Source organism: Leifsonia sp. Ger2509 (genome assembly GCF_055231915.1).
The window spans coordinates 97,871-121,864 of the sequence record NZ_JBUYVB010000003.1 but is presented as its reverse complement, the minus strand read 5'-3'; the positions used below and the strand labels follow the sequence as shown (position 1 = coordinate 121,864).

The 23,994-nt window shown below is 68.0% G+C and carries 19 protein-coding genes; 5 read left to right on the top strand and 14 right to left on the bottom strand.

Translation table 11 applies throughout. The annotated features are described in order from the left end of the window. Positions 1-6: 6 nt before the first annotated feature. Together dnaJ and hrcA are read right to left on the bottom strand one after the other, a co-directional pair. A complete protein-coding gene (gene dnaJ, locus ACV7NN_RS00860) occupies positions 7-1,113 on the bottom strand; it encodes a molecular chaperone DnaJ (RefSeq protein WP_463347711.1) in 1,107 nt (368 codons plus the stop codon). 26 nt (positions 1,114-1,139) lie between these two features. Continuing rightward, complete coding sequence (hrcA, locus tag ACV7NN_RS00855) at positions 1,140-2,162, bottom strand: heat-inducible transcriptional repressor HrcA (RefSeq protein ID WP_463347710.1); 1,023 nt, start codon at positions 2,160-2,162, stop codon at positions 1,140-1,142. Positions 2,163-2,377: 215 nt separating this feature from the next. Here hrcA and ACV7NN_RS00850 point away from each other — a divergent pair, with 215 nt between their 5' ends. Next, complete coding sequence (locus tag ACV7NN_RS00850) at positions 2,378-2,905, top strand: DUF4870 domain-containing protein (RefSeq protein ID WP_463347709.1); 528 nt, start codon at positions 2,378-2,380, stop codon at positions 2,903-2,905. 86 nt (positions 2,906-2,991) lie between these two features. Beyond that, positions 2,992-3,366: a DUF4870 domain-containing protein gene (locus tag ACV7NN_RS00845; RefSeq protein ID WP_463347708.1), complete on the top strand. Its 375-nt coding sequence runs from the start codon at positions 2,992-2,994 to the stop codon at positions 3,364-3,366. Here ACV7NN_RS00845 and hemW read toward each other — a convergent pair. Beyond that, on the bottom strand, positions 3,363-4,592 hold the full coding sequence (gene hemW / locus ACV7NN_RS00840) for a radical SAM family heme chaperone HemW (protein WP_463347707.1): 1,230 nt from the start codon (positions 4,590-4,592) through the stop codon (positions 3,363-3,365). The genes ACV7NN_RS00845 and hemW overlap by 4 nt on opposite strands. Positions 4,593-4,595: 3 nt before the next feature. Beyond that, positions 4,596-5,243: a DUF1990 family protein gene (locus ACV7NN_RS00835; protein ID WP_463347706.1), complete on the bottom strand. Its 648-nt coding sequence runs from the start codon at positions 5,241-5,243 to the stop codon at positions 4,596-4,598. Between the two features lie 129 nt (positions 5,244-5,372). On the opposite strand from ACV7NN_RS00835, the gene ACV7NN_RS00830 reads away from it, so the two are divergent. Then, positions 5,373-6,527: a hypothetical protein gene (locus tag ACV7NN_RS00830; protein WP_463347705.1), complete on the top strand. Its 1,155-nt coding sequence runs from the start codon at positions 5,373-5,375 to the stop codon at positions 6,525-6,527. A 75-nt stretch (positions 6,528-6,602) separates the two neighbouring features. Here ACV7NN_RS00830 and lepA read toward each other — a convergent pair whose 3' ends face one another. Both lepA and ACV7NN_RS00820 read right to left on the bottom strand, forming a co-directional pair. Further along, on the bottom strand, positions 6,603-8,453 hold the full coding sequence (gene lepA / locus ACV7NN_RS00825; protein ID WP_463347704.1) for a translation elongation factor 4: 1,851 nt from the start codon (positions 8,451-8,453) through the stop codon (positions 6,603-6,605). 64 nt (positions 8,454-8,517) lie between these two features. After that, complete coding sequence (locus ACV7NN_RS00820) at positions 8,518-9,741, bottom strand: amidohydrolase (RefSeq protein ID WP_463347703.1); 1,224 nt, start codon at positions 9,739-9,741, stop codon at positions 8,518-8,520. 237 nt (positions 9,742-9,978) lie between these two features. Here ACV7NN_RS00820 and rpsT point away from each other — a divergent pair, with 237 nt between their 5' ends. After that, complete coding sequence (rpsT, locus tag ACV7NN_RS00815) at positions 9,979-10,239, top strand: 30S ribosomal protein S20 (RefSeq protein ID WP_463347702.1); 261 nt, start codon at positions 9,979-9,981, stop codon at positions 10,237-10,239. A 206-nt stretch (positions 10,240-10,445) separates the two neighbouring features. Here the strand turns inward: rpsT and holA are convergent, their stop codons facing one another. The 5 genes from holA to ACV7NN_RS00790 form a co-directional block, all read right to left on the bottom strand. Next, positions 10,446-11,342: a DNA polymerase III subunit delta gene (gene holA / locus ACV7NN_RS00810; protein ID WP_463351206.1), complete on the bottom strand. Its 897-nt coding sequence runs from the start codon at positions 11,340-11,342 to the stop codon at positions 10,446-10,448. Beyond that, a complete protein-coding gene (locus ACV7NN_RS00805) occupies positions 11,252-13,882 on the bottom strand; it encodes a ComEC/Rec2 family competence protein (protein WP_463347701.1) in 2,631 nt (876 codons plus the stop codon). The genes holA and ACV7NN_RS00805 overlap by 91 nt, the downstream gene beginning before the upstream one ends. Further along, positions 13,879-14,571, bottom strand: coding sequence for a helix-hairpin-helix domain-containing protein (locus tag ACV7NN_RS00800; protein ID WP_463347700.1), 693 nt, complete (start codon positions 14,569-14,571; stop codon positions 13,879-13,881). The genes ACV7NN_RS00805 and ACV7NN_RS00800 overlap by 4 nt, the downstream gene beginning before the upstream one ends. Before the next feature lie 100 nt (positions 14,572-14,671). Next, positions 14,672-17,260, bottom strand: a complete 2,589-nt coding sequence (gene leuS, locus ACV7NN_RS00795; RefSeq protein WP_463351205.1) for a leucine--tRNA ligase — start codon at positions 17,258-17,260, stop codon at positions 14,672-14,674. Between the two features lie 123 nt (positions 17,261-17,383). Then, a complete protein-coding gene (locus tag ACV7NN_RS00790) occupies positions 17,384-18,787 on the bottom strand; it encodes an anthranilate synthase component I family protein (RefSeq protein WP_463347699.1) in 1,404 nt (467 codons plus the stop codon). Positions 18,788-18,856: 69 nt separating this feature from the next. Here ACV7NN_RS00790 and ACV7NN_RS00785 point away from each other — a divergent pair, with 69 nt between their 5' ends. Next, positions 18,857-19,645: an aminotransferase class IV gene (locus ACV7NN_RS00785; protein WP_463347698.1), complete on the top strand. Its 789-nt coding sequence runs from the start codon at positions 18,857-18,859 to the stop codon at positions 19,643-19,645. On the opposite strand, the gene cydC is transcribed toward ACV7NN_RS00785, so the two are convergent. The 3 genes from cydC to cydB are packed head-to-tail and all read right to left on the bottom strand — an operon-like array spanning position 19,617 to position 23,986. Then, positions 19,617-21,323: a thiol reductant ABC exporter subunit CydC gene (gene cydC / locus ACV7NN_RS00780; protein ID WP_463347697.1), complete on the bottom strand. Its 1,707-nt coding sequence runs from the start codon at positions 21,321-21,323 to the stop codon at positions 19,617-19,619. The genes ACV7NN_RS00785 and cydC overlap by 29 nt on opposite strands. Further along, the gene (gene cydD, locus ACV7NN_RS00775) at positions 21,316-22,965 is read right to left on the bottom strand and encodes a thiol reductant ABC exporter subunit CydD (RefSeq protein WP_463347696.1); all 1,650 of its coding nucleotides are present in this window, start codon (positions 22,963-22,965) and stop codon (positions 21,316-21,318) included. The genes cydC and cydD overlap by 8 nt, the downstream gene beginning before the upstream one ends. Before the next feature lie 4 nt (positions 22,966-22,969). Next, complete coding sequence (gene cydB, locus ACV7NN_RS00770) at positions 22,970-23,986, bottom strand: cytochrome d ubiquinol oxidase subunit II (RefSeq protein WP_463347695.1); 1,017 nt, start codon at positions 23,984-23,986, stop codon at positions 22,970-22,972. Between the last annotated feature and the right edge of the window lie 8 nt (positions 23,987-23,994).

The window sequence follows — 23,994 nt, the reverse complement described above, 5'->3', positions numbered from 1 at the left end:
CGATGCTCAGACGTTGAGGAAGCGGTCGCGGAGCTTCGCGAAGAGGCCTTGCTGGAAGCGCGCCAGGTTTGGTGCCTCCTGCTTGTGGGTCGACGCGAACTGCTTGATCAGCTCACGCTCCTTGTGATCGAGCTTCGTCGGGGTGACGACCTGGATGCCCACCCGGAGATCGCCGCGCCCGCTTCCCCTCAGGTGCGTGATGCCGCGGTCCTTCACCGTGATGATGTCGGCGCTCTGCACGCCGGCTTTCAATTCGATCTCGATGTCGCCGTCGAGAGCCCGGACCTTCGCGTGCGTGCCGAGGATCGCATCCGTCATCGCCACTTCGAGCGTGCACAGGAGGTCGTCCCCGTCGCGGCTGAAGACATCGTGGTGCTTCACCTTGATCTCGAGGTACAGGTCGCCGTTCGGTCCGCCTGCCGGACCGGCCTCGCCGCTTCCGGGCATCTGCAGGCGCAGCCCCGTGTCCACGCCCGCGGGGATGTCGACCGGCACCGTACGCCTGGCGCGTACCCGGCCCTGGCCCTGGCAGGTCACGCACGGCGTGACGATGACGGTGCCGAACCCCCGGCAGGTGCCGCACGGGCTCGAGGTCATCACGTTGCCGAGCAGGGAGCGCACCGAGCGCTGGATGCTCCCGGACCCGTGGCAGATGTCGCAGGTCACAGGCGCCGTGCCGGGCTGGCAGCACGACCCGTTGCAGGTCTCGCAGACGATCGCCGTGTCGACCTCCAGGTCGCGGTGGGTGCCGAAGATGATCTCGTCGAGATCCACCTCGACGCGCAGGAGCGCATCCTGGCCACGCTCGCGCCGCGACTTGGGACCGCGGCCTCCGCCTCCGCCACCTCCGAAGAACGTCTCGAAGATGTCGCCGAAGTTCCCGAAGCCGCCGGCACCGGGGAAACCGGCCTGCGGCCCGAGGTCGTACTGCTCCCGCTGCTGGGGGTCACTCAGCACGTCGTAGGCGTGGGTGACGAGCTTGAACCGCTCGGACGCCTCGGGGCTCGGGTTCACATCGGGGTGGAGTTCCCGTGCCAGACGACGGTAGGCCTTCTTGATCTCATCGGGGGTGGCGTCGCGGTCGACGCCGAGTACTTCGTAGTGGTCAGCCACGTAGGCAGTTCCTTAACTGTCGATTGCTAGTTCTCGCCGAGCAGTCGGGAGAGGTATCGGGCGACGGCACGGACGGCCGCCATGTTGTTCGAATAGTCCATGCGGGTCGGGCCGAGCACGCCGAGCCTGGCGATGCCGGAGGTGGCCGACGTGTAGCCGCTGGTGAGAACGCTCGTCTCAGCGAGGCCGAAAGGCGCGTTCTCCCGTCCGATCGAGACGGACACGCCGTGCTGGTCGGTCGCCATCTCACCGAAGAGACGGAGCAGGATGACCTGCTCCTCGATCGCCTCCAGCACCGGATAGATGCTTCCGGTGAAGTCGTGCTCGGTGCGCACCAGGTTGGCGGCGCCCGCCATCAGCAGCTTGTCCTGCCGGTTCGCCTCGATCTGCTCGACGACGGTCTTAGCGACCGGTGCGATCACGTCATGACCGGGCTCACCGCTATTCCCAGCGAGTGCGCGAAGGCGCGCCGCGGCCTCGGCGAGCGTCAGCCCGGCGGTCGCGGAGTTCACGGCCGTCCGCACCTGTGCGATGCGCTCATCATCGAGTTCGCGGGGAACCTCGATCACGCGCTGCTCGACGGCGCCTGAGTCCGTGATGAGCACGCTCAGGAGCCGCTGGGGTGCGAGCGCGACGAACTCGATGTGGCGGATGCGCGACCGTGAGACCGACGGATACTGCACGAGCGCGACCTGGTGGGTCAGCTGCGAGAGCAGGCGGACCGTGCGAGCGAGCACGTCGTCGAGGTCGACGGACTGCCCGAGGAAGACCTCGATGGCCTGGCGCTGAGCATGGCTGAGCGGCTTCAGATCGGCGAGCTGGTCGACGAAGACCCGGTACCCCTTGTCGGTGGGGACCCGGCCGGAGGACGTGTGCGGCGCGACGATCAGCTCCTCGTCTTCGAGCGCGGCCATGTCGTTGCGGATCGTCGCTGCGGACACACCGAACGCGTGGCGCTCGACGATGCTCTTCGACCCGACGGGCTCGCGCGACGCCACGTAGTCCTGCACGATCACGCGGAGAACCTCGAGGCTCCGATCCGACACCATCTTCTCGTCGCCTCCCTGACACCGACCTGTTAGCACTCGTTTAGCCTGAGTGCTAATCATATCGCTTCGACACGCCATCGAATCATTGCACCCGGCAGTTTCACGGCAGTAGCTTATGCATGAGTTCGCACGATCGCCCGGATCGATCACATCGAAAGGTGCACGCGCCTACCGAGCAGGTCCGTTGAGTTCCACTGGAATGAAAGGCACCGATCATGACCGACCCCAACCAACCTCCCGTCGACCCGACAGGCTCGGGAGTCCCGCCCCAGCAGCCGGTTCCGCCGCAGCAGCCCGTGCCGCCGCAGCAGCCGTACGCGAACGTGCCGCCCCAGCCCGCCGGCGTCCCTCCGCAGCAGCCGTACGCTGCTGCCGCCCCGGGCGCGCCGCTCACCGCTGCTGAGGACAAGCAGTGGGCGTCGTTCGCCCACCTCGGCGGCATCCTCTGGTTCCTCCCGTCGCTGATCATCTTCCTGGTCTTCAAAGACCGGGGGGCGCTCACTCGCCAGGAGTCCAAGGAAGCACTGAACTGGCAGATCACCTGGATCCTCGTCTGGCTCGTCTCGGGGATCCTCGGGTCGATCCTGCTGGCGACGCCCGCCTGGCCGATCTCGTTCGTGTTCTCGCTCCTGATCCCCTGGGTCCTCTACATCGTGAACCTGGTGTTCTCGATCCTGGGATTCGTGAGAGTCAACGGCGGCGGCACCTACCGTTACCCGTTCAACTTCCGTTTCATCAAGTAGCCGCCGCCTCCGCGGCCACGCCGACGCTGTGCCCTAGGGTGGGGCTGTCAATCGAGCGCCCACCCTCGGGCACCCAAGGAGAAATGATGTCTGACGCAACGCCACCGCCTGCCCAGCCGTACCAGCCGACGCCGCAGATGAACCCGGCCGACGAACGGCTCTGGGCGACGCTGGTCCACATCGGTGGTATCTTCTTCAACTTCATCCCAGCGCTGATCGGCTACCTCGTCCTCAAGGACCGTGGACCGTTCGTGCGCGAGCACACGGCGACAGCCCTGAACTTCCAGATCACGCTCGCGATCGCGTACGTGGTCGGCTGGGTGCTCCTCGTCGTCGGGATCGGCCTGCTCATTCTTCTCGCGGTCTGGGTGGTGAACATCGTGTTCAGCATCATCGCCGCGGTGAGGGCGAACGCAGGTCAGCCGTACGTCTACCCGATCGCGATCCGCTTCGTCAGCTAGCTGTTCGCGAGAAGCCGGCGCACGACCGCGTCGGCCAGGAGCCGCCCGCGCAGTGTCAGTTCGACTGACCCGCGCAGGGCGGCTTTCGCGTCGATGAGCTCATCCGCGATGAGGCCCGCGACCTCGCGCCGGCCGTCGGCGTCGAGCTCGCTGGTCGCGAGACCGTCACGGATGCGCGTCAGCAGCAGCACGCGCTCGACACGCTGCGTCTCCGGGTCGAGCGTCTCGCGACCGGCCGCCGGGGATTCATCCGCTGCGATCCGGCCCGCGTAGGCGGACGGGTGCTTCACGTTCCACCAGCGCACGCCGCCGACATGGCTGTGGGCCCCGGGGCCGACACCCCACCAGTCGTGACCCTGCCAGTACGCGAGGTTGTGCCGGGAGCGGTGCGCCTCATCCGTGGCCCAGTTGCTGACCTCATACCAGTCGTAGCCTGCCGAGACGAGGCGCGCATCCGCCGCCTCGTACATGTCGGCCTGGAGGTCTTCGTCGGGCTCCGGAACGGCACCGGACCGGATCTGCCTGGAAAGCTTCGTGCCCGGTTCGACGATCAGCGAATAGGCCGAAAGGTGGTCGGGGCGGCAGGCGATCGCGGAGTCGAGCGAGCGCTCCCAGTCGTCGAGAGTCTCCCCCGGTGTGCCATAGATGAGGTCGAGGCTGACCTGGAGGCCGGCGTCGCGCGCCCACTCCACGACGAGCGGGACGCGCTCGGGGTCGTGGGTGCGCTCCAGGGTGGCGAGCACGTGCGGAACCGCGGACTGCATCCCGAAGGAGACGCGGGTGAAACCGCCGTCGGCAAGCCGGCGCAGGTACTCGGCGTCTACCGAGTCCGGGTTCGCCTCCGTCGTCACCTCGGCACCCGCCGCGAGGTCCCAGGCCTCCCGCACCGCACCGAGCATGGCCGTGAGGTCGGTCGACGGGAGCATGGTCGGAGTCCCGCCCCCGAAGAACACGGTCGAGACCGGACGCGCGGCGACGCCGCTGGTTTCGAGAACACGCTGCGCGAATGCGACCTCGTGCACGGCGTGAACTGCATAGTCGCTCTGGGAGACTCCGCGCAGCTCTGTGGCCGTGTAGGTGTTGAAGTCGCAATAGCCGCAGCGCACCCGGCAGAACGGCACATGCAGGTAGACGCCGAAGTTGCGTTCCGCTGCGCCGACTGCCGCGGACCCGGGCAGAAGGCCGTCGGCGGGCGCCGGATCGCCGAGAGGAAGCGCGCTCGGCATCCGCTACGCCGCCCTGGCGGGCAGGAGTGAACGCATGTATTTGTTCGTATAGTGCCGCTGGACGAGCCGGAGGATCGGATACGTCGCGCGGTAGAAGCCGTTCGCCGGGCGGCCCAGGGCACGCACCACGAACCAGACCGAACCGTCGTCACGGTGCTCGACGATGAACGCCTCCTCGCCGCTCTCCGGATGTCCGTGCAGGGTTCCGTACGCGAAGCCGACGCGGTTCTGCTCGTCGATCACATACACGACGCGGACCGGTGCGGAGACGTGGAAGGGCCAGAACGGGATCTTCAACACGGCGGTCATCCCGTTGACGATGTACGGGGAACCGTCCTCGGCGAAGACCGCCTCCGACTGCCGGTGCTCCTGAAGTTTGGCCGGCGTGCCGTCCGGATTGAAGATCACGCCCTCGTACTGGACGCCGGTGCCCTCGCGCGCATCCGTTACCTTGATACCGCTCCCGCGCTGCACACCCCAGGTCATGAGCGATGCGGCGGCCGCCTGGAAACGCTCTTCGCCGGAGCCGAGCCGCGCCTCACGGATCATGGGGCGGTAGCCCTTCGGCGGGTAGTAGAGCAGGTCAGCGGCCTGCGTCCCTCCGACAGCACCGTACGTGACGGGCTGGTCGGTGAACGTGGAGCGGCGCATGCGTCAACTTTACGAGAGTCTCGGGTGTGTGACGCCCACCAGGTGATGCCCCCCGCATTGGGGGGTAGGACGGGATGGGGCCGCGGTTCGATGCTCCATTAGCGTTGGCCAACCAGATCGAGGAGCGAGATGACGATTCGTGCGGGCCAGGTTCGGGCAGCCGTCGCCATCAGCGCCATCGCAGTTGCAGTCGCGCTTGCGTTGAGTGGATGCACCCAGCCTCCGCCGCCCGCGCACACCGTCGCTGCCGCAGTCGCCCCATCCACGACTCCCACCCCCAGTCCCACGCCGGTCCAGACGTATCCCACCTGCGAATCCATGGTGCCGTCGGCCACTGTGAACGCGGTCGATCCGAAGCTGGTCCTGTCGGCGCCAGTCGACTACAGGGTCGCGCCGCCGAGCGCGGGCGCCCTGCCGAGCGCGCGCGCGGAGTTCATGAGCCCGATCAATCCGCCGTCGGCGACCACGCTGCTGTCCGCGATCCAGGCCGGCTACTTCACCTGCGTCTGGATGTCGGATACTCACATGCTGAGTGTCGCCGTGCTCCCCGATGCGGCGGCGTCGTTCCAGACATTCACGGGCTCCAACAGCTATGACATCGCGACCTTCGACGGCCTGGCTCTCGGTACGCGATCCGTAGGCGGCTGCAAACATGGCGACGGCGAATGGTGCGAGATCCAAGCACTCGCCGGGTCGACCTGGGTGTCGGCCCACCTTTCGCAGTCGGATGTCTCCACTGCGACCGCGCCGGGGATGCGGGCGCAACTGGAGTCGGCCGTCCGGTCGACGATCACCGCGCTCGACGAGGCAGGATCGCTCGTGTCAGCGCAAGCCCTTCCGTCTTCGCGCTGGAGTTCCATGCGCGACTGCACCGCGATCCAGAGCAGCATCCGGACGGTGGTCCCCGGTTTCACGGTAGTCACGGACCCATACGCCGGTATGACCCTCGACTACACCGACGCATATGACGAAGTCTTCCGCGCCGCAGTTCACCAGTCGGGCGCGATGCACTGCGGATCGCAGGACGGGATCAACGTTGCAATCGTGCAGGGAGCGGACGGTAGCGCCCCCATCATCTACACAACGGTCGCTTCGACGCCGGTGCCGGTGACGATCGCCGGTGTGAACGCGGCTCGTGACATCTGCCTTCGCGCTTCCGGACAGGGATGCTGGACCGAAGGCTATGTCGACCACGCGCTGGTCGTCGTCGACGCGGGTTCCGCATCCCCGGCGCAGCGACACGCGATCCTCGCGGCCGTCGCCGCGGGCCTCGCGCGGCCCTGAGCCGCACGCTCGCCGAGTCCCGTGCCGTCCAGTCCCGAGCGGTTGTCAGTTCGTACCGCCGCGCGGAGGACTGACCTACTTCTTGTCCTTCTTCTCGACGTCGCCGCTCAGCGCGGCGATGAACGCCTCCTGCGGGACCTCGACCCGACCCACCATCTTCATGCGCTTCTTGCCCTCCTTCTGCTTCTCGAGGAGCTTGCGCTTGCGGGTGATGTCACCGCCGTAGCATTTCGCCAGGACGTCCTTGCGCATCGCCCGGATGCTCTCGCGCGCGATGATCCGCGCACCGATCGCAGCCTGGATGGGCACCTCGAACTGCTGGCGCGGGATCAGCTCGCGCAGACGGCCGGTCATCAGCACACCATAGGCGTACGCCTTGTCGCGGTGGACGATCGCGCTGAACGCATCCACCTGCTCGCCCTGCAACAGGATGTCGACCTTGACCAGGTCGGCCTCCTGCTCGCCGGCCGGCTCGTAGTCGAGGGATGCGTAGCCTGCGGTCCGGCTCTTCAGCTGGTCGAAGAAGTCGAAGACGATCTCGCCGAGCGGCATCGTGTAGCGGATCTCGACGCGGTCCTCACCGAGGTACTCCATGCCGAGAAGGGAACCGCGACGGCTCTGGCAGAGCTCCATGATGACGCCGACGTAGTCCTTGGGCGCGAGGATCGCAGCCTTCACCATCGGCTCCTCGACTTTGGCGATCTTGCCGCCGGGGAACTCGCTCGGGTTCGTGACGGTGATCGTCTTCTTGTCCTCGGTCGTGACCTCGTAGATCACGCTCGGAGCCGTCGTGATGAGGTCGAGTCCGAACTCGCGCTCGAGCCGTTCGGTCACGATCTCGAGGTGCAGCAGGCCGAGGAATCCGCAGCGGAACCCGAATCCGAGCGCGACCGAGGTCTCCGGCTCGTAGACGAGCGCCGCATCCGACAGTTTCAGCTTGTCCAGCGCCTCCCGCAGTTCCGGGTAGTCGCTGCCGTCGATCGGGTACAGCCCCGAGAAGACCATGGGCTTGGGCTCGGTGTACCCGGCCAGGGCCTGGGTGGCCGGCTTCGACGCCGTCGTGATCGTGTCACCGACCTTCGACTGGCGCACATCCTTCACCCCGGTGATCAGGTAGCCGACCTCGCCGACGCCGAGACCCTTGCTGGGCGTCGGTTCTGGGGAGCTGACACCGATCTCGAGGATCTCGTGCGTCGCCCTGGTCGACATCATCTGGATGCGTTCGCGCGGCGAGAGCTGGCCGTCGACCATGCGCACGTACGTCACGACACCGCGGTAGCTGTCGTACACGGAGTCGAAGATCATCGCCCTGGCGGGTGCTTTCGCGTCGCCGACGGGGGCCGGGATGAGCTCGACGACCCGGTCGAGGAGTTCCTCCACGCCCATCCCCGTTTTGCCGGATACGCGCAGCACGTCCTCCGGCTTGCCGCCGATGAGCGACGCGAGTTCTGCCGCGTACTTCTCGGGGTCGGCCGCAGGAAGGTCGATCTTGTTGAGCACCGGGATGATCGTGAGGTCGTTCTCGAGAGCGAGATAGAGGTTCGCGAGCGTCTGGGCTTCGATGCCCTGCGCCGCATCCACCAGCAGGATCGCACCCTCGCACGCGGCGAGCGAACGCGACACTTCGTAGGTGAAGTCGACGTGACCCGGAGTGTCGATCATGTTCAGGGCGTACGTTCCGGAGTCCACCTGCCACGGCATCCGCACCGCCTGGCTCTTGATGGTGATTCCGCGCTCGCGCTCGATGTCCATGCGGTCCAGGTACTGGGCGCGCATGTCGCGGTCGCTGACCACACCGGTGATCTGGAGCATCCGGTCGGCCAGCGTGGACTTGCCGTGGTCGATGTGGGCGATGATGCAGAAATTGCGGATGGACGCCGGATCGGTCGCGGCGGGCTCGAGGGCCTTCAGAGCTCGTGGTGACATTGTGCGCCAATTCTCCCATGTCCCGGCGCCGTCGCACGACGCGGCCCGGCACAGCGGATGCGCGTCAGGCCGAGAAACGCTCCGAGCGCTCGACGACGTGGCCGGCCCCGTCCTCCCAGCGGTACACCTCGGCGCCCTCGATGAAGACGCGCTCAGCGCGCGAGTTCACATCGAGCGGATCGCCCGACCAGACGACAACGTCGCCGTCCAGTCCGGGAGTGAGCGAGCCGACCCGGTCGTCGAGCCGCAGGAAGGACGCCGGGTTCACGGTGAGGGCCTGCAGCGCGGTGTCCCGCGGCAGCCCTTCCTTCACCGCGAGGGACGCCTGGTGCACGAGGAAGTTGATCGGCACGACCGGGTGGTCGGTCGTGATGGCGACACGGACTCCGGCCGCTGCGAGCGTCGCAAGGTTGCTGATGGCGCGGTCACGCAACTCCACCTTCGAACGGGACGTGAACAGGGGCCCGAAGATCACCGGGATGTCCCGCTCGGCCAGCACATCGGCCAGCTTGTGCCCTTCGGTGCCATGGTTGATGACGAGGCGGTAGCCGAACTCGTCGGCGAGGCGGATGGCCGTGGCGATGTCGTCGTGACGGTGCGTGTGCTGATCCCACGCGAGCTCGCCCTCCAGCACCCTCGCCAGGGTCTCCTTCGCGAGGTCGCGCGTGTACGGCTTGCCGTCCTGCAGGGCTGCGTCACGCGTCGCGATGTAGTCCTGCGCTTCGACGAACGCCTGGCGGATGATGAGGGCGACGCCGAGGCGCGTGCTCGGCGTCTTGTCCTTCCCTCCGTACACCCGTTTCGGATTCTCCCCCAGCGCCGACTTCACACTCACGGAATCGCTGATCACCTGTTCATCGATGGTCCGGCCGCCCCAGGTCTTGATCGCGACCGTCTGGCCACCGATCGGGTTGCCGGAGCCTGGCTTGACGACGACGGAGGTGATCCCGCCCGCCAGCGCATCCCGGAAGCCCTCGTCGTCGATGTTGATGGCATCGATGGCGCGGACCGCCGCAGTGTTCGGTGCGGTCAGCTCGTTGGTGTCGTCGCCCGCAGGCCCGTTCGCCTCCTCGGCGATGCCGACGTGGCCGTGCGATTCGATGAAACCGGGGAGCACCCACTTGCCGCTCGCGTCGACGACGTCGATGTCGGCGGGGATGGCGACGTCACGGCCGACCGCCGTGATGCGTCCCGCTTGGATGAGGACCGTCCCCCCTTCGACCGGATCCCCGGCGATCGGCACGAGATAGGCGTTGACGATGGCGACGGATGCGGGGGCAGTCTTCATGCGTTGAGCCTACGACGCCCTACGTAGACGTTCACAGAGCGTTCACACGGTGTTGGCTGGATTCCGGCCTCGACCTCGGAGACCCGCACGCCCCAAATTGCCGGGAACGGCATCCTGCTGGTAACGTTGTCTGTTGGCTTGCGTGTGGGTTCAATCCGCACGATCTTGCCGCAAGGCGCCCTCTCTCGCTGAGCGGCACATCCGTAACTCACATCGAACGAAAGAACTCAACCACTCGTGGCAAACATCAAGTCGCAGATCAAGCGCATCGGCACCAACAAGAAGGCTCAGGAGCGCAACAAGGCGGTCAAGAGCGAGGTCAAGACGGCAGTTCGCGCAACGCGCGAAGCCATCGCGGCCGGCGACAAAGACAAGGCGACCGCGTCGCTGAAGGTCGCTACCAAGAAGCTCGACAAGGCTGCCAGCAAGGGCGTCCTTCACAAGAACCAGGCTGCGAACCGCAAGTCGGCCATCGCCAAGCAGGTCGCAAGCCTCTAAGTCTCCTCAGTGCCCGCCGGGGCATTGTGCGAAAGGGCCTCCGTCGAAAGACGGGGGCCCTTTCGCATTGCCGTCGCGCGTAAGCTGGCCCCGTGGCGTGTACGCCTGCACCCGGCCGCCGAGAGGGTCAGCCACGGTCGAGCGCGCCAGGCACACCCCTCACCGACCGCAGCTGTCACGGTCGACCGGCGGCTGAGGCACGCGCGTCAGGCGCGACCTCGCGCGCTGACGATGCGGATCATCCGCTCGAGTGCAAACACCGGATCGCGTCCTCCGCCCTTCACACTCGCATCGGTCTCGGCGAGAACCTCGATGCAGCGCCCGAGCCCTTCGTCGGTCCACCCCCGCAGGTCGCGCTGAGCGCGATCGACCTGCCACGGGGCAAGGCCGAACTGCGACGCGAGCTGCCCGGAGCTGCCCCGCACGCCGGACAGTTTGGCCATGGTGCGCACCTTGACCGCGAACGCTGCGACCATCGGGACCGGGTCGGCACCCGAAGCGAGTGCGTGCCTCAGGGTCACGAGAGCCTCGCCGTGGCGGCCTGCGATGGCCGCATCAGCGACCTGGAACGCGTTGGTCTCGACCCGCCCGCTGTAGTACTTGTCGACGGTCGCTTCGGTGACCTCCGCTCCGATGTCGGAGATGAGCTGCTGGCATGCCGCCGCGAGTTCGGCGAGATCGTCGGTGAACGCCGACGTTATCGCTCGCAGGGCGCCCGCGGAGATCTTCTTGCCAGCGGCAGCGAACTCCGCCTGGGCGAAGTCGTATTTGTCCGAGTCTCGCTTGAGCTCCGTGCAGACCACCTCGATGCCACCGCCCGTACCGGAGCGGATCGCGTCGAGCAGCTTCTTGCCGCGCACACCTCCGGCATGCCGGAGAACGACGACGGTTTCGTCGGCCGGGTCGGCGAGATAGCCGAGCATCTCGTCCAGGAAGACGTCGCTGCACTTCTCGACCGCGTCGACGCGGATCAGTCGGGGCTCGCCGAACAGCGACGGGCTGGCGAGCGAGATCAACTCTCCCGGCGCGTAGTCATTGGCTGCGAGATCGCTGATTTCGAGGCTCGGGTCCTCGGTCTTGAGCTGGTCGCGGAGCGAGCGGATGGCGCGGTCGGCGAGGAACCCCTCGGTGCCGGAGACGAGGACCACCGGTTTCGGGCGGATGGCGTTCCACGCGACCTGCGGAATCGCTGCCGCCGCCGCCCGGCCGGCGCCCGCTGTCGCCCTGCCGCCGCGGGCGCTTCCCGTGCTTCGTGCCGCCACGATCCTCCTTCGTCCGTTCCAGCATAGGTGCCGCCTCCGTCATCGCCCGCGCGGTCCGTCCACACCCGAAGGGCATCACCTCCGCTCGGCGGCGAGACCACCAGGACGCCCTGACGGTCGGTGCGGAGTGCACTCGTGCCGTCACGGGCGAGCAGCCCCAGCAGGGACCGCGTCGGGTGGCCGTAGTTGTTGTCAGCGCCCACGGAGATCAGTCCCACCTGTGCCGCCAACTGCTCGTAGAGGCGCGGCGACTGGTCGGCCGATCCGTGATGCGCGACCTTCACGACGTCGACGGGCCGCACCGCCCCGGTCGCGAGCAGCGCGTCCTGTGCCTTCTCACCCAGATCTCCGAGGAAGATCGACCGGATGCCCCTTCCTTCGAACTCGACGGTGACACTTCCAGGGTTGCCACTGGGCAGGTCGGCGGGGTCTCCCCCGCCGACGGGCCACACGACGTTCCAAACCAGGTCGCCGAGACCGCCGCCGACCCCGGTCATCCCTTGCTCGACGACCGCGCCGCCCTGGCGCAACCGGTCGAGCGCGCCCTCTTCGCCGGGCGCGACCGCACGTCCGACGACCGCCCGGTCGACACGCCCCACGACGGCAGCGAGCCCGCCGGAGTGGTCGACGTCGAAGTGGGTCAGTACGAGCAGGTCCAGCCTGGCGATGCCGAATCGCTCAAGGCACGCGCCGACCGCCTCCGGATGGCGGCCGACGTCGATGAGAGCATGATGCTCGCCGTCGCGCACGAGCAGCGCGTCGCCCTGCCCGACGTCGCACGCCGCGATCTGCCAGTCCGCGGGCAGGGCGAGCTTGTCTCCCACCTGCACACCAGTGACGGAACCGGCATAGACGCCGATGCCGCCGACGAGTCCCACGGTCGCAACGACGGACAACCACGCCGTGCCACGGCTTCTCGGCGCTGCGACCCGGATGCAGACGAGCGCCAGCACCACGGCCGCGAGTACGAGACCCGCGGCTCCTCCGATCCAGGGCAGCCTGTTGGCCGGGAGCTGTTCGACGGTGAGCGCGACCCGCGCGATCCATTCGGCCGGCAACCACGCCAGCCACGAGAGCGCGACGCCGACGACGGGAAGGATCGGAAGAAGCAGACATGCCCCGAGCCCCAGGATGGTGGCCACGGGCGCCGCCGGCTCGATGAGCACATTGGCCGGAACTCCGTAGAGGGGAAGCGACTCGTCCAAGAGGATGAGCACGGGCTGGCAGGCGAGCTGTGCGGCGAGCGGGATCGCGATGATCATCGCCAGCCCCGAGGGCATCCATCGGGAGAGCGCTGCTGCCAGAGGCCCCGCCAGGAGCAGGAGGCCCCCGGTTGCGAGCACCGAGAGCGCGAAGCCGAAATCAACGGCCTTCCACGGGTCCAGCAGGAGGAGCACGATCACCGCGAGCCCGAGCGCAGGCAGCCCTCGGGACGGCCGACCGGAGGCGAGCGCGCAGAGAACGATCGTGGACATGATCGCGGCCCTCACGACGCTGGAGTCGGGCGTCACGAGGATGACGAAACCTGCGAGGGCGCCGACCGCAAACACCACGCGGAGGCGTCGCCCCGCGCCCGCAGCCGCGGCGAGTGCGAACGCGAGGCCCGTGACGAGCGCGCAGTTCGAGCCAGAGACAGCGGTGACGTGGCTGAGCGAGCTGGTCTTCATCGCTGCGTCGAGCTCCGCGCCGACAGCGCTCACATCGCCGATCGCGAGGCCCGGAAGCAGGTGGCCACCGTCACCGGGAAGCCGGGAAGCCGCAGAACTGAAACTCGCACGGAGACCGTCGGTCCAGGACACCCACCATGGCGCTTCATCGGTGAGCGACGGAGCCTCCTTCGAGCTGACGAGGAACGCTGCCCGGTCGCCCTGCTGCGTCGAGCGCGGCAGGCCCGTGACGGCGACGGTGTCGCCGAATCCGATGCCGGCAAGGTCCCCCGAGTCGGCGCTCGCGAAGACGACGATCGGCACGTTCACCCCCACTTCACGCCCGCCGTCGTCGACTCCCACGGCAGTCCCGACGAGCCGCCACCGATCCGGAAGGCCTTGACCGCCACCGGTTCTGCTCGGAGCAGAGTCGAGCCTCACCAGAAGATCGACCGTTCGGCCCTGCTCGGCCGCCGTCACGAGGGAGTGCGGTGCACGCGCGGGGAGGTGGACCACAATCACTGTCGCCAGAAGCGCCACCACGATCACGGAGAGGGCGGAGGCCCGCCCCGCGACCCGAAGCCGCGGGAGCACGACCGCACCCGCCACGAGCAGGACCGCCAGCAGCCAGGCACCCATCAGGACGACGACGGCAGCACCCGGGACGAATACCAGGATCAGCGAAGCCAACCAACCCACGGCCGCCGGCACGACGAGGCGAAGATCGACCCTCATACGGTGATCAGGTCTTTGAGCCCGTCGAAGAGCGTCTGCCCGATCCCGCTCACCTTCATCAGGTCTGCGGGGACGGTGAAGGGGCCGTTCGCCTCGCGCCAGTCGACGATACGCTGCGCGAGGGCCGGGCCTATCCGCGGAAGCGCCTGCAATTCGGTCACGGATGCACGATTCAGGCTCACGGGCGCACCCGCCGCACCGCCCGGAGCCGCCGCTCCGCCACCGCTGGGGCCCGCGGGCGCGATCGTCTCCCCCTCTCGCGGAACGACCAGTTGCTCACCATCGGAGACAGGACGCGCGAGGTTCACTCCGGCCGCGTTCGCGTCCCCGGTGAGTCCGCCCGCTGACGCAATCGCGTCGACGACGCGCGACCCCGGCCGCAGTTCAACGATCCCCGGCTTCTGCACCGCACCGAGCACATGGACGAGCAGAACAGGTGCGGACGATTGAGCGGCGCCTCCGCCACGCGTCGAAGGAGCGACCGACGGCGTCGCGAAAGCCGCCGCCGGTACACCGGCGAGGTCGCGAACCCCTCCGCGTGGTGCAAAGGTCGTCACGAGGACGGCGACAACCATCGCCACCAACAGGAGGACGACACCCGCTCCGACCCCGATGCGGATGCGCGCCCCGCGCCCGGGGCGGGCCTCTGAAGCGAGGTCGCTCAGTCCGCTGTCGGCTCGATGTCGCACACCTGAACGCTACGGTCCGCGTGATGACCGCGGTGCCGACGGCCAGCCGATTGTGGAATCGACGCCAACCGCCGGCACTGGGGAGGACTCGCTAACCGGCTCAGCCGACCGGGCGGGTAGCGATGTTCACCAGTCGCGGAGCACGGACGATGACGTTCACGATCTCCCGATCGCCGACCGAGCGCACGACCGCCGCCGACGACCGGGCGAGCGCTTCGAGTTCCTCGGTCGAGATCTTCGGTGAGACCTCGACGCGGTCGCGGACCTTGCCGTCCACCTGCACCACCGCTGTCACCGCATCCTCGACCAACAGGTTCGGATCGGGTTTGCGCCACTGGGCGAGCGCGACGGACGGCTCGTAACCGAGAGTCGCCCACATGTCTTCTGCCGTGTAAGGCGCGTAGATGTTCAGCGCCATGGCCGCGACCTCCGCCGCCTCGCGGACAGCGGGATCTCCCGCACCCGCGCCGGTGTCGATCACCTTGCGCGTGGCGTTCACGAGCTCCATGAGCCTGGCCACCACCACATTGAACTTGAACGCCTCGATCAGCCCGGGTGCATCCGCCAGGAACCGATGCGTCACGCGCCGCAGCGACGCATCGCCATCCTTCCAGAGCACGTCGGGTGAACTCGTCACGTCGTTCGCGACCCGCCAGGCCCGTGCCAGGAACTTCGCACCGCCGGCAGGCGAGACGTCGGCCCAGTCGATGTTGTCCTCCGGTGGCCCGGCGAACGCCATCGTCAGACGCACCGCGTCCACGCCGTGCTCGTCGAGCTGGTCGGAGAGCTTGACCAGGTTGCCGCGGGACTTGCTCATTGACGACCCGTCCATGAGCACCTGCCCCTGGTTGAGCAGGGCCGTGAACGGCTCCGTGAAGCTCAGGTAGCCCAGATCGAACAGCACCTTGGTGATGAACCGGGCGTACAGCAGGTGCAGGATGGCATGGGTCACCCCGCCCACGTACTGGTCGACGGGCGCCCACTTCTCGGCTTCGGCAGGGTCGAACGCCCGGGTGTCATCCCCGACCGACAGATAGCGCAGGAAGTACCACGAGCTGTCGACGAAGGTGTCCATCGTGTCGGTGTCGCGCTTGGCCGCCCCGCCACAGCTCGGGCAGGCGACGTTCACCCATTCCTCTGCAGCACCGAGCGGGCTGGTGCCCTTGGGCTGCAGGTCGAGTCCGTCTGCCGGGGGAAGCAGGACGGGCAGCTCCGCTTCGGGCACGGGAACCTCGCCGCACTCCACGCAGTGGATGATCGGGATGGGCGTGCCCCAGTACCGCTGGCGGGAGATCAGCCAATCACGCAGGCGGAAGTTCTTCGCCGAGCGGCCGAGCGAACTCGCCTGCAGTGCCTCGGTGACGCGACGGATGGCGTTCGACTTGCTCAGGCCGTCGAAAGGCCCCGAGTTGATGAGGCGCCCTTCACCGGTCAGCGCGATCCCCGTCTCCGCCGGGTTCAGCGGTGGGAAGTCGTCGGGCAGGATGGCCTCGCCCGTCTCCGGGTCGGTGTGGATGACGGGGATGGCGCCCGTTACGGGCTGGTTGGTGTCGACGACGACGCGCACCGGAAGATCGAAGGCACGGGCGAAATCCAGGTCGCGCTGGTCGTGGGCGGGAACCGCCATGATCGCGCCGTGTCCGTAGTCGCTGAGCACGTAGTCGGCGGCCCAGATCGGCAGCCGCTCGCCGTTCAGAGGGTTGATGGCATGCCGTTCGAGGAAGACTCCGGTCTTCTCCCGGTCGGATGCCAGACGGTCCATCTCGGTCGTGCCCCGCACTGTCTCCAGGTAGGTGTCGAACCGTTCCTTGACCTTGGCCGGCGCATCCGTCACCAGCTCTGCAGCCAGGTCGGAATCCGGCGCGACCACCATGAAGGTCGCGCCGTAGAGCGTGTCGGGGCGCGTCGTGTACACCGTGACCGGCTCGTCGCGGCCCTCGATCGCGAACTCGACGTCGGCACCCATCGAGCGGCCGATCCAGTTGCGCTGCATGCTGATGACCTTGCTCGGCCAGGCACCCTCGAGCTGGTTCAGGTCGTCGAGCAGCCGGTCACCGTAATCGGTGATGCGGAAATACCACTGTGTCAGCTTCTTCTTGGTGACCAGGTTGTCGCAGCGTTCGCACCGGCCGTTGACGACCTGCTCGTTCGCGAGCACCGTCTGGTCGAAGGGACACCAGTTGACCTGGCTCGCCTTGCGGTACGCCAGGCCCTTCTCGTACAGCTTCAGGAAGAGCCACTGGTTCCAGCGATAGTACGACGGGTCGCTGGTCTGCAGCACGCGATCCCAGTCGAAGCTGGGCGCATAACGGCGCATGCTCGCCTTCTGCTGAGCGATGTTGTCGTTCGTCCACCCGTTGGGGTCGAGGCCGCGCTTGATGGCCGCGTTCTCTGCCGGGAGGCCGAATGAGTCCCAGCCGATCGGGTGCAGCACGTTGAAGCCCTGCTGTCGCCAGTAGCGGGCGATGACATCGCCCAGCGCGTAGGCCTCGGCGTGGCCCATGTGGAGGTCGCCCGACGGGTACGGGAACATGTCGAGCACATATTTGCGCGGACGCTTGTCGGCAGGGTCGTCGGTCGCGAACGGCTTCAGTTCGTCCCAGACTGGAAGCCACTTCTCCTGGATCGCGGCGAAGTCGTACTGCGCGCCGTCGGTCGGCGCGCTGGCTGAATCGTGCTCGTGTGCCACGTAACTCTCAATCATCGTGTTGATGGGCCCGTCGACGCTGAAGGTGGCCCGCATTCACCAGCGGGCGACGCCCATCGTCAAGGGTACTAAACGTTCGGCGGCCGCCGTTTGTTGCACGGAACCTCACAGTCGCAGCGCAGCGATGAGCGCCGATGCCTTGACCGCGACCTCGTCGAGCTCCTCCAGCGGTACCGAAAGCGCCGTGATCCCGCCACCTGCCCCGATCGACACGCGCTCCGGTTCGACCACGATACTGCGGATGACCATCGCGAGATCGACGCTTCCGTCGAGGCTCAGGTAGCCGAAGCATCCTGAATAGACCCCGCGCGGACCGCGCTCGAGGTCGTGAAGGATGCGCATGGCGCTGATCTTGGGCGCTCCGGTCATCGAACCGGCGGGGAAGCACACAGCGACAGCATCGAGAGGACCTTTGCCCGCCGCGAGGACGCCCTCGACCGTGCTGACCAACTGGTGGACCTGGGCGTAGCTCTCCACGGCGAGAAGGTGGTGCACCTCCACCGATCCGACGACGCAGACGCGCCCCAGATCGTTGCGCATCAGGTCGACGATCATGACGTTCTCCGCGCGCTCCTTGTCGCTCGCTTCGAGCTCCGCGCGGAGGTCGAGATCGCGCGAGACGGTCGCGCCACGCGGCCGTGTTCCTTTGATCGGTTTCGTGCGGATGCGCCGGCCGGGCGTGATCGAGAGGAACTGTTCGGGCGATGCGCTCAGGAGGGCGACGTCACCGAACCGGACGAGCCCGCCGTGATGGGTCGGGCTCGACGCGCGCAGCCGGCGATACACCTCGACCGGGTCGACCGCCGTTTCGATCGTCGCTTCGTTCGTCAGGCACAGCTGGTAGGCGTCCCCCCGGCGGATCGCCTCCTGGCATGCGCCGATCAGCTCCAGGTAGCGGGTGTTGTCGTGTCGCCACCGCAGTCGCCCCCCTACAGACCGTGGCCCGGTCGGCGGGGTGTCCGCGTCGCGCAGAGGCCCGGTGGATGCGCGGAGCGACTGACGCAGTCCGCGTGCCCACTCCGCTGCCCCGCCGCGGTCGAGCGCGATCAGTTCCACCGACCGCGCGGAGTGGTCGAACACGATGGCGCGTTCGACGAACAGCATCGCAGCGTCGGGGATGCGCGTCGGCGAGACCGGTATGCCGTTGGCCGCCGCGCCGTACTCGTACCCGAGCCAGCCGAGCCAGCCGAGGCTGAACTCGGTCGCCTGCGGATGGCGTGCGACGAGATCGTCGAACTCGCGCAGCGACTCGGCGAGAACGGCCAGGAGGTCGCCGGGGCTCGTCTCTGCGGGCTGCCCCGGGCGCCCGACGGAGACCGTGCCGTCCACCACCGAGGCGGTCGCGAACAGCGAGCCTTCGGTGGCCGCCGCGATCACGGACACGCCCGTCTCGGCATCCGCACCCGCATCCAGCCACACGGCAAACGGTTCCTTCGCGAAGACGCTGAGGAAGACGTCCTCGGGCTCCAGCCATTCGTCGAGCGCAAATCGCAGGATCCGGGTGGCCACCGTACTAGCCTAGAGCGGCTCGGCCCACCGGCGAGCGGCGAGAACACGAACGGAAGGAGGACCGCGATCATGAGCGAGATCTCCGCCATCTTCGACTGGCACGCCGGGTCGCTCCGCCTCCTCGAGGACTGCGAGCTCTTCGCCTCCCGTCTCGAGGTCGCCGACTCGTTTCTCGTGCGCGACGGTCGCGCGCTCGCGATCGGCGTCCATCGGAGCCGATTCATCGAGTCGGCCATGCTGCGCGGGTACCCGGATGAACGCGAACTCGACGCCTTCTACAGCTCTGCGCTCCAGCTCGTTCCGCGCGAAGCCTACTGGTTCCCGAGGCTGGAGGTCTCGTCGCACGAAGGTTCCTTCGGCCTCCACTTCCGGCTTCGGTCCGCACCCGAACTCCAGCGATCGGTGGTCGTAGCGACCCATCACGGACCGGACCCGCGCACTGAGCCCACGGTCAAGGGACCCGACCTGGAGTCCATGCTGCGTCTGCGCCAGGAAGCCCAGCGGTCCGGGGCGCGCGAAGCGGTGATCCTCGACGACGGCCTCGTGTCGGAGGGATCGACGAGCAGCCTCCTGTGGTGGCGCGGCGACACGCTGATGGTTCCCCCTGCCCGGCTGTCGCGCATCCCCAGCGTCACCGCCCGCTCGATCCTCACCATCGCCTCCGCGACCGGTGCCCAGGTCGCGGAGGAGGAGGCGACACCGGATGAGCTCACCGGCTGCGAGGTGTGGGCCGTCAATGCGCTGCACGGTATCCGAGTGGTCGAGGGCTGGATCGACGGTCCCGCCGTCGACGCCGGCGGACATCAGGCCGTTCGCTGGCGCCCTCGGCTCACGGCGCTGGCGCGTCCTCTGGACTGAGCTGCTCCAGCAGGCCGTGCTCAATCCGGACCCGCCGGTCGATGAGATCCGCCGCAACGGCAACGTGCGAGATCAGGATGACCGCGGTCCCCGACTCCGCGGCAACCGTGACGATGTCGCGTACGATCCGGTCGGCGACATCCACGTCCACGTTGGCCGTCGGTTCGTCGGCGATCAGCACGGAGACATCGGCGAGGAGCGCCCTGGCGAGCGCGATGCGCTGCGCCTGGCCGCCGGACACGAGGGCTCCGCTCTCACCCACCCGCGCATCCAGACCGCCGCGTTCGCGCAACCAGCTGTCCAGCCCGACGCGCGCGAGCACCGCTTCGAGCTCGGGGTCGGTCGCGGTATCCCGCGCGAAGAGCAGGTTCTGCCGGATGTCCGAGTCGAAGAGGTACGGCTGCTGTTCGCACAGTCCGACGATCGTTCGGACGTCGTCCTGTGCCAGGTCGCGCGCCTCGACACCACCGAGGCGGTAGCTGCCGCTGTAGTCGATGAAACGGGTGAGCACGTGGGCCAGCGCCGTCTTGCCTGAACCCGTCGGCCCCTCGATCACCAGTCGTTCGCCCCGGGCGAGTTCGAGGCTGACGCCGCTGAGGACGTCAGGCTTCTCGCCGGGCCAGTGCGCCGAGACTCCGTCGAGCACGAGGACGGGTTCGTCGTCGGAGAGTGCTTCGAGCGGCGTGGGCTGTGGCCCATCCACCGGGATGCCCGCCGGAACCACCTCGGGCACCGTCTGCGCGATGCGCGCGGCGCTCGCCATGACCTGCCGACGCGCACTGAGCGCGAGCGGTACCGCAGCGAAGATGTCGAAGATCGCGAGCGGCACGAGGGCGAGCACGGCGAGGGTCGGCGCGTCGATCGTGTGCGCGCCGAGCGCAGGGACGCCCACGAGGAGGGCGCCGACCGTGGCCCCGCCCGCGAGCACGGACACGACCCCGGCCGTCAGTGCAGCTCCCGACGCACGCGAGCGGGTGGCGCGGGTGAGCCGCACGCCTGCCGCATGGGCCGAATCGGTCGAGGCGGTGAGCGCGCCGAACGCTGCGAGCACCGGGAGGTTGGTCATCAGCTCGAGAACGCGATCGTTGAGCTCCGCACGCAGGGGCGACAGCCTCCGTTCGGCCGTGGAGGCCAGTGACCCGTTGACGAGGGTGCCGAGGAGGCCGGCGAGGAGCAGCGCCACGGCGAGGACGACGCCGGCGACCGGGAGCAGGATCGCGACCCCGACGACGGTCACGATCGAGATGGTTCCCGCGGTGACCAGCGGCTGCACCACCCGCAGCGACCGGTTCTGGAGTTCATCCACGTCATCGGCCAGGGCCGAGAGGAGTTCCCCGCGTCGCGTGGTGCCCAGACCGTCCGGAGCGAGGGGCACGAGCGCGTCGACCATACCCGCGCGGATGGTCGCGAGCTGGTGGAACGCGGCATCGTGCCCGACGAGCCGTTCGAGGTAACGGAAGAACGCCCGCCCGAGCGCGAAGGCCCTGACGCCGACGACGGCGACCGAGATGTAGATCAGGGACGGCTGTTCGGATGCGCGGGTGATAAGCCACGCAGAGACAGCCAGCAGGGCGACCGCCGAACCTGCGCTGAGGACACCCAGGGCGACAGCGGGCCAGAACCTCCGCAAGGGAGGCTGCGACCCGCGCAGGATGGAGCGGACGCGTGCGTCAGGCATGGGTCAGCTCCCCCACCGGAACGACGGCGTGGGCCGCCGCGATCACGGCCGCTCGGTGACTGACGACGATGACCGTGCGCCCCTCGGCCGCGAACTCCCGGAGTCGGAGGATGAGGCGCGCTTCGGTCGGATCATCGAGAGCGGATGTCGGCTCGTCGAGCACGAGCACAGGACAGTCGCGCTCGATCATCCGGTGGATCGCGCGTGCGATGGCGACGCGCTGGGCCTGCCCGCCCGACAGCCCCGTTCCACCGACCCCCAGCACTGTCGACGGTGAGATCTCTTCTGCAGCAGCCGCCCTCAAAGCCGCAGTGACGCGCTCGTCGCTGTACTGGTCGGTCCCGAGCGACACGTTGTCGGCGACTGTCCCCCCTACGAGACCCGGCCGTTGCCCGGACCACGCGATCAGCCGGCGCGTGTCCGCTCCGGCGGCGGGATGCGCATCCGCGCCGAGACGGATGTCCCCCTCGAACGGCGTGAAGCCGAGCAGGGCGGCGACCAGGCTCGACTTGCCTGCACCGCTCGGGCCGGCCAGGACGGTCACGGTGCCCGGTTCGAATCGAGCTCCGAAGGCGCGCACTCCTGTTGTGCCCCCGTAGTCGATCGAGACCGCATCCATGACCACCGTTCCAGGCGTCAGGGACCCGTCCACCCACGGCACCCGGCGCGCATCCCCCGCGCCCGCTGCGCGGTCCTCGTCGAGAATGGAGAAGGCGCTCTCCGCGGCGGCGATTCCCTCGGTCGCTGCGTGATAGCTGGTGCCGATGCCGCGTACCGGAAGGAAAGCCTCCGGCGCCAGGAGGAGGACGAAGAGGCCGACGGCGAGGTTCAGGTCGCCGGACAGCAGGCGCAGCCCGACCTCGACCGCCACGATCGCGACCGCCAGGCTGGCCCCGAGCTCCAGGACGAATCCACTGAGGAACGAGACGCGCAGGACCTTCATGGTCCGCACGCGATACTCCTCGCTGATGGCCCTGATCCGACCGGCCTGCCGGTGTTGTCGTCCGAAAAGCTTGAGGGTGGATAGGCCGTTGACGATGTCGAGGAACGCACGCGAGAGTCTGCCGAGCGTCTCCCACTGGCGCTGCTGGGCGCTCTGCGTCGCCCATCCCACCAGCACCATGAACAGCGGGATCAGAGGAAGCGTCACGATGACGATCACGCCGCTCAACGGATCGCTGACCAGCATGACCACGACGATGAGCGGCGTCGCCACCGCTGTCATGACCAGTTGGGGAAGATAGCGGCCGAAGTATCCGTCGAGGGCCTCGAGACCACGACCGACGGTCAGCGTCACTTCTGCTGTGCTTCGCGACGCCAGCCACGACGGGCCCAGTCGACCGATCGCGGCGAGCAGTGCTGTGCGCAGCTGGCGGATCGATTCCGCGCCGCCCCTGCTCGCCGTGCGGTCGGCCAGCCAGAGAACCAGGCCGCGCACCACGACGACCGCCACGAGAGCGGCAAGCGGGCCACTGAGTTCGTCGACGCCATCACCCGCGATCGCGCGCACCACCACCTGCGTGACGAGCCACGCGAACGCGACGATGCAGGCCGCCTGCGCGAGCGCGAGGAGGGCGCCGGCGGCGAGCATGGTGCGCGCCGCCGACGCGTAGGCGAGAAGCCGCCGATCAAGAGGTCGCATGTGCTCAGCCGGCCACGGTCTCCGTGTGGTCGGACGGGATGCTCGTCCGGGACAGCCGTTTGCGGAACGTCCAATACGTCCAGCTCTGGTACAGGATCACCAGCGGCAGGAAGATCAACGCCGTCCAGCTCATCACCGTGAGGGTGTACGGCGTGCTCGACGCGTTCGCGATCGTCAGACTGTTGGCGGGATCCGTCGCCGGCATGACGTTCGGGAACAGATTCGCGAACAGCGAGACCACCGCGAGAGCGATCGTCAGCGCCATGAAGAGGAACGACACGCCCTCCGCACCGCGCAGATTGGCCACCCACGCGAGGACGAGGGACACGGCGGCGAGGAGCGCGAGGATCACGAATGCGACACTCGGGTGCGCAATGCCCGTCCACAGCAGGAAGGCGGCCGCGACGACGATCGCGAGGAGCCCTGCGCGGCCGGCCAGCTTGGTGGCGCGTCGCCGGATGTCGCCCTCGGTCTTCAGGGAGATGAAGACCACTCCGTGGGTGAAGAACAGCAGAAGCGTCGTCAGGCCGCCGAGCAGAGCGTACGGGTTGAGAAGGTCGAAGAGGGTACCCGTGTAGTTGTGGTGCGCGTCGAGCGCGACCCCCTGCACGATGTTGGCGAAGGCGACACCCCAGAGGAGAGCGGGAACCGCCGACCCCACGATGATCATCCCGTCGAACCACGCCTTCCACCGCGAGTCCGGCCGCTGGTGACGGTACTCGAACGAGACCCCGCGGACGATCAGGGCGAGGAGGATGAGCAGGAGGGCCAGGTAGAACCCGCTGAACAACGTCGCATACCACTCCGGGAACGCCGCGAAGAGGCAGGCGCCGGCCACGATCACCCAGGTCTCGTTGAGATCCCAGACGGGTCCGATCGTGTTGATCATCACGCGTCGATCGACGTCGTCCTTTCCGAGGAAGGGCAGGGCCATCCCGACGCCGAAATCGAAACCGTCGAGGACGAAGTAGCCGACGAAGAGACCGGCGACGATCCAGAACCAGAGAATTGTCAGATCCATCACGCGCT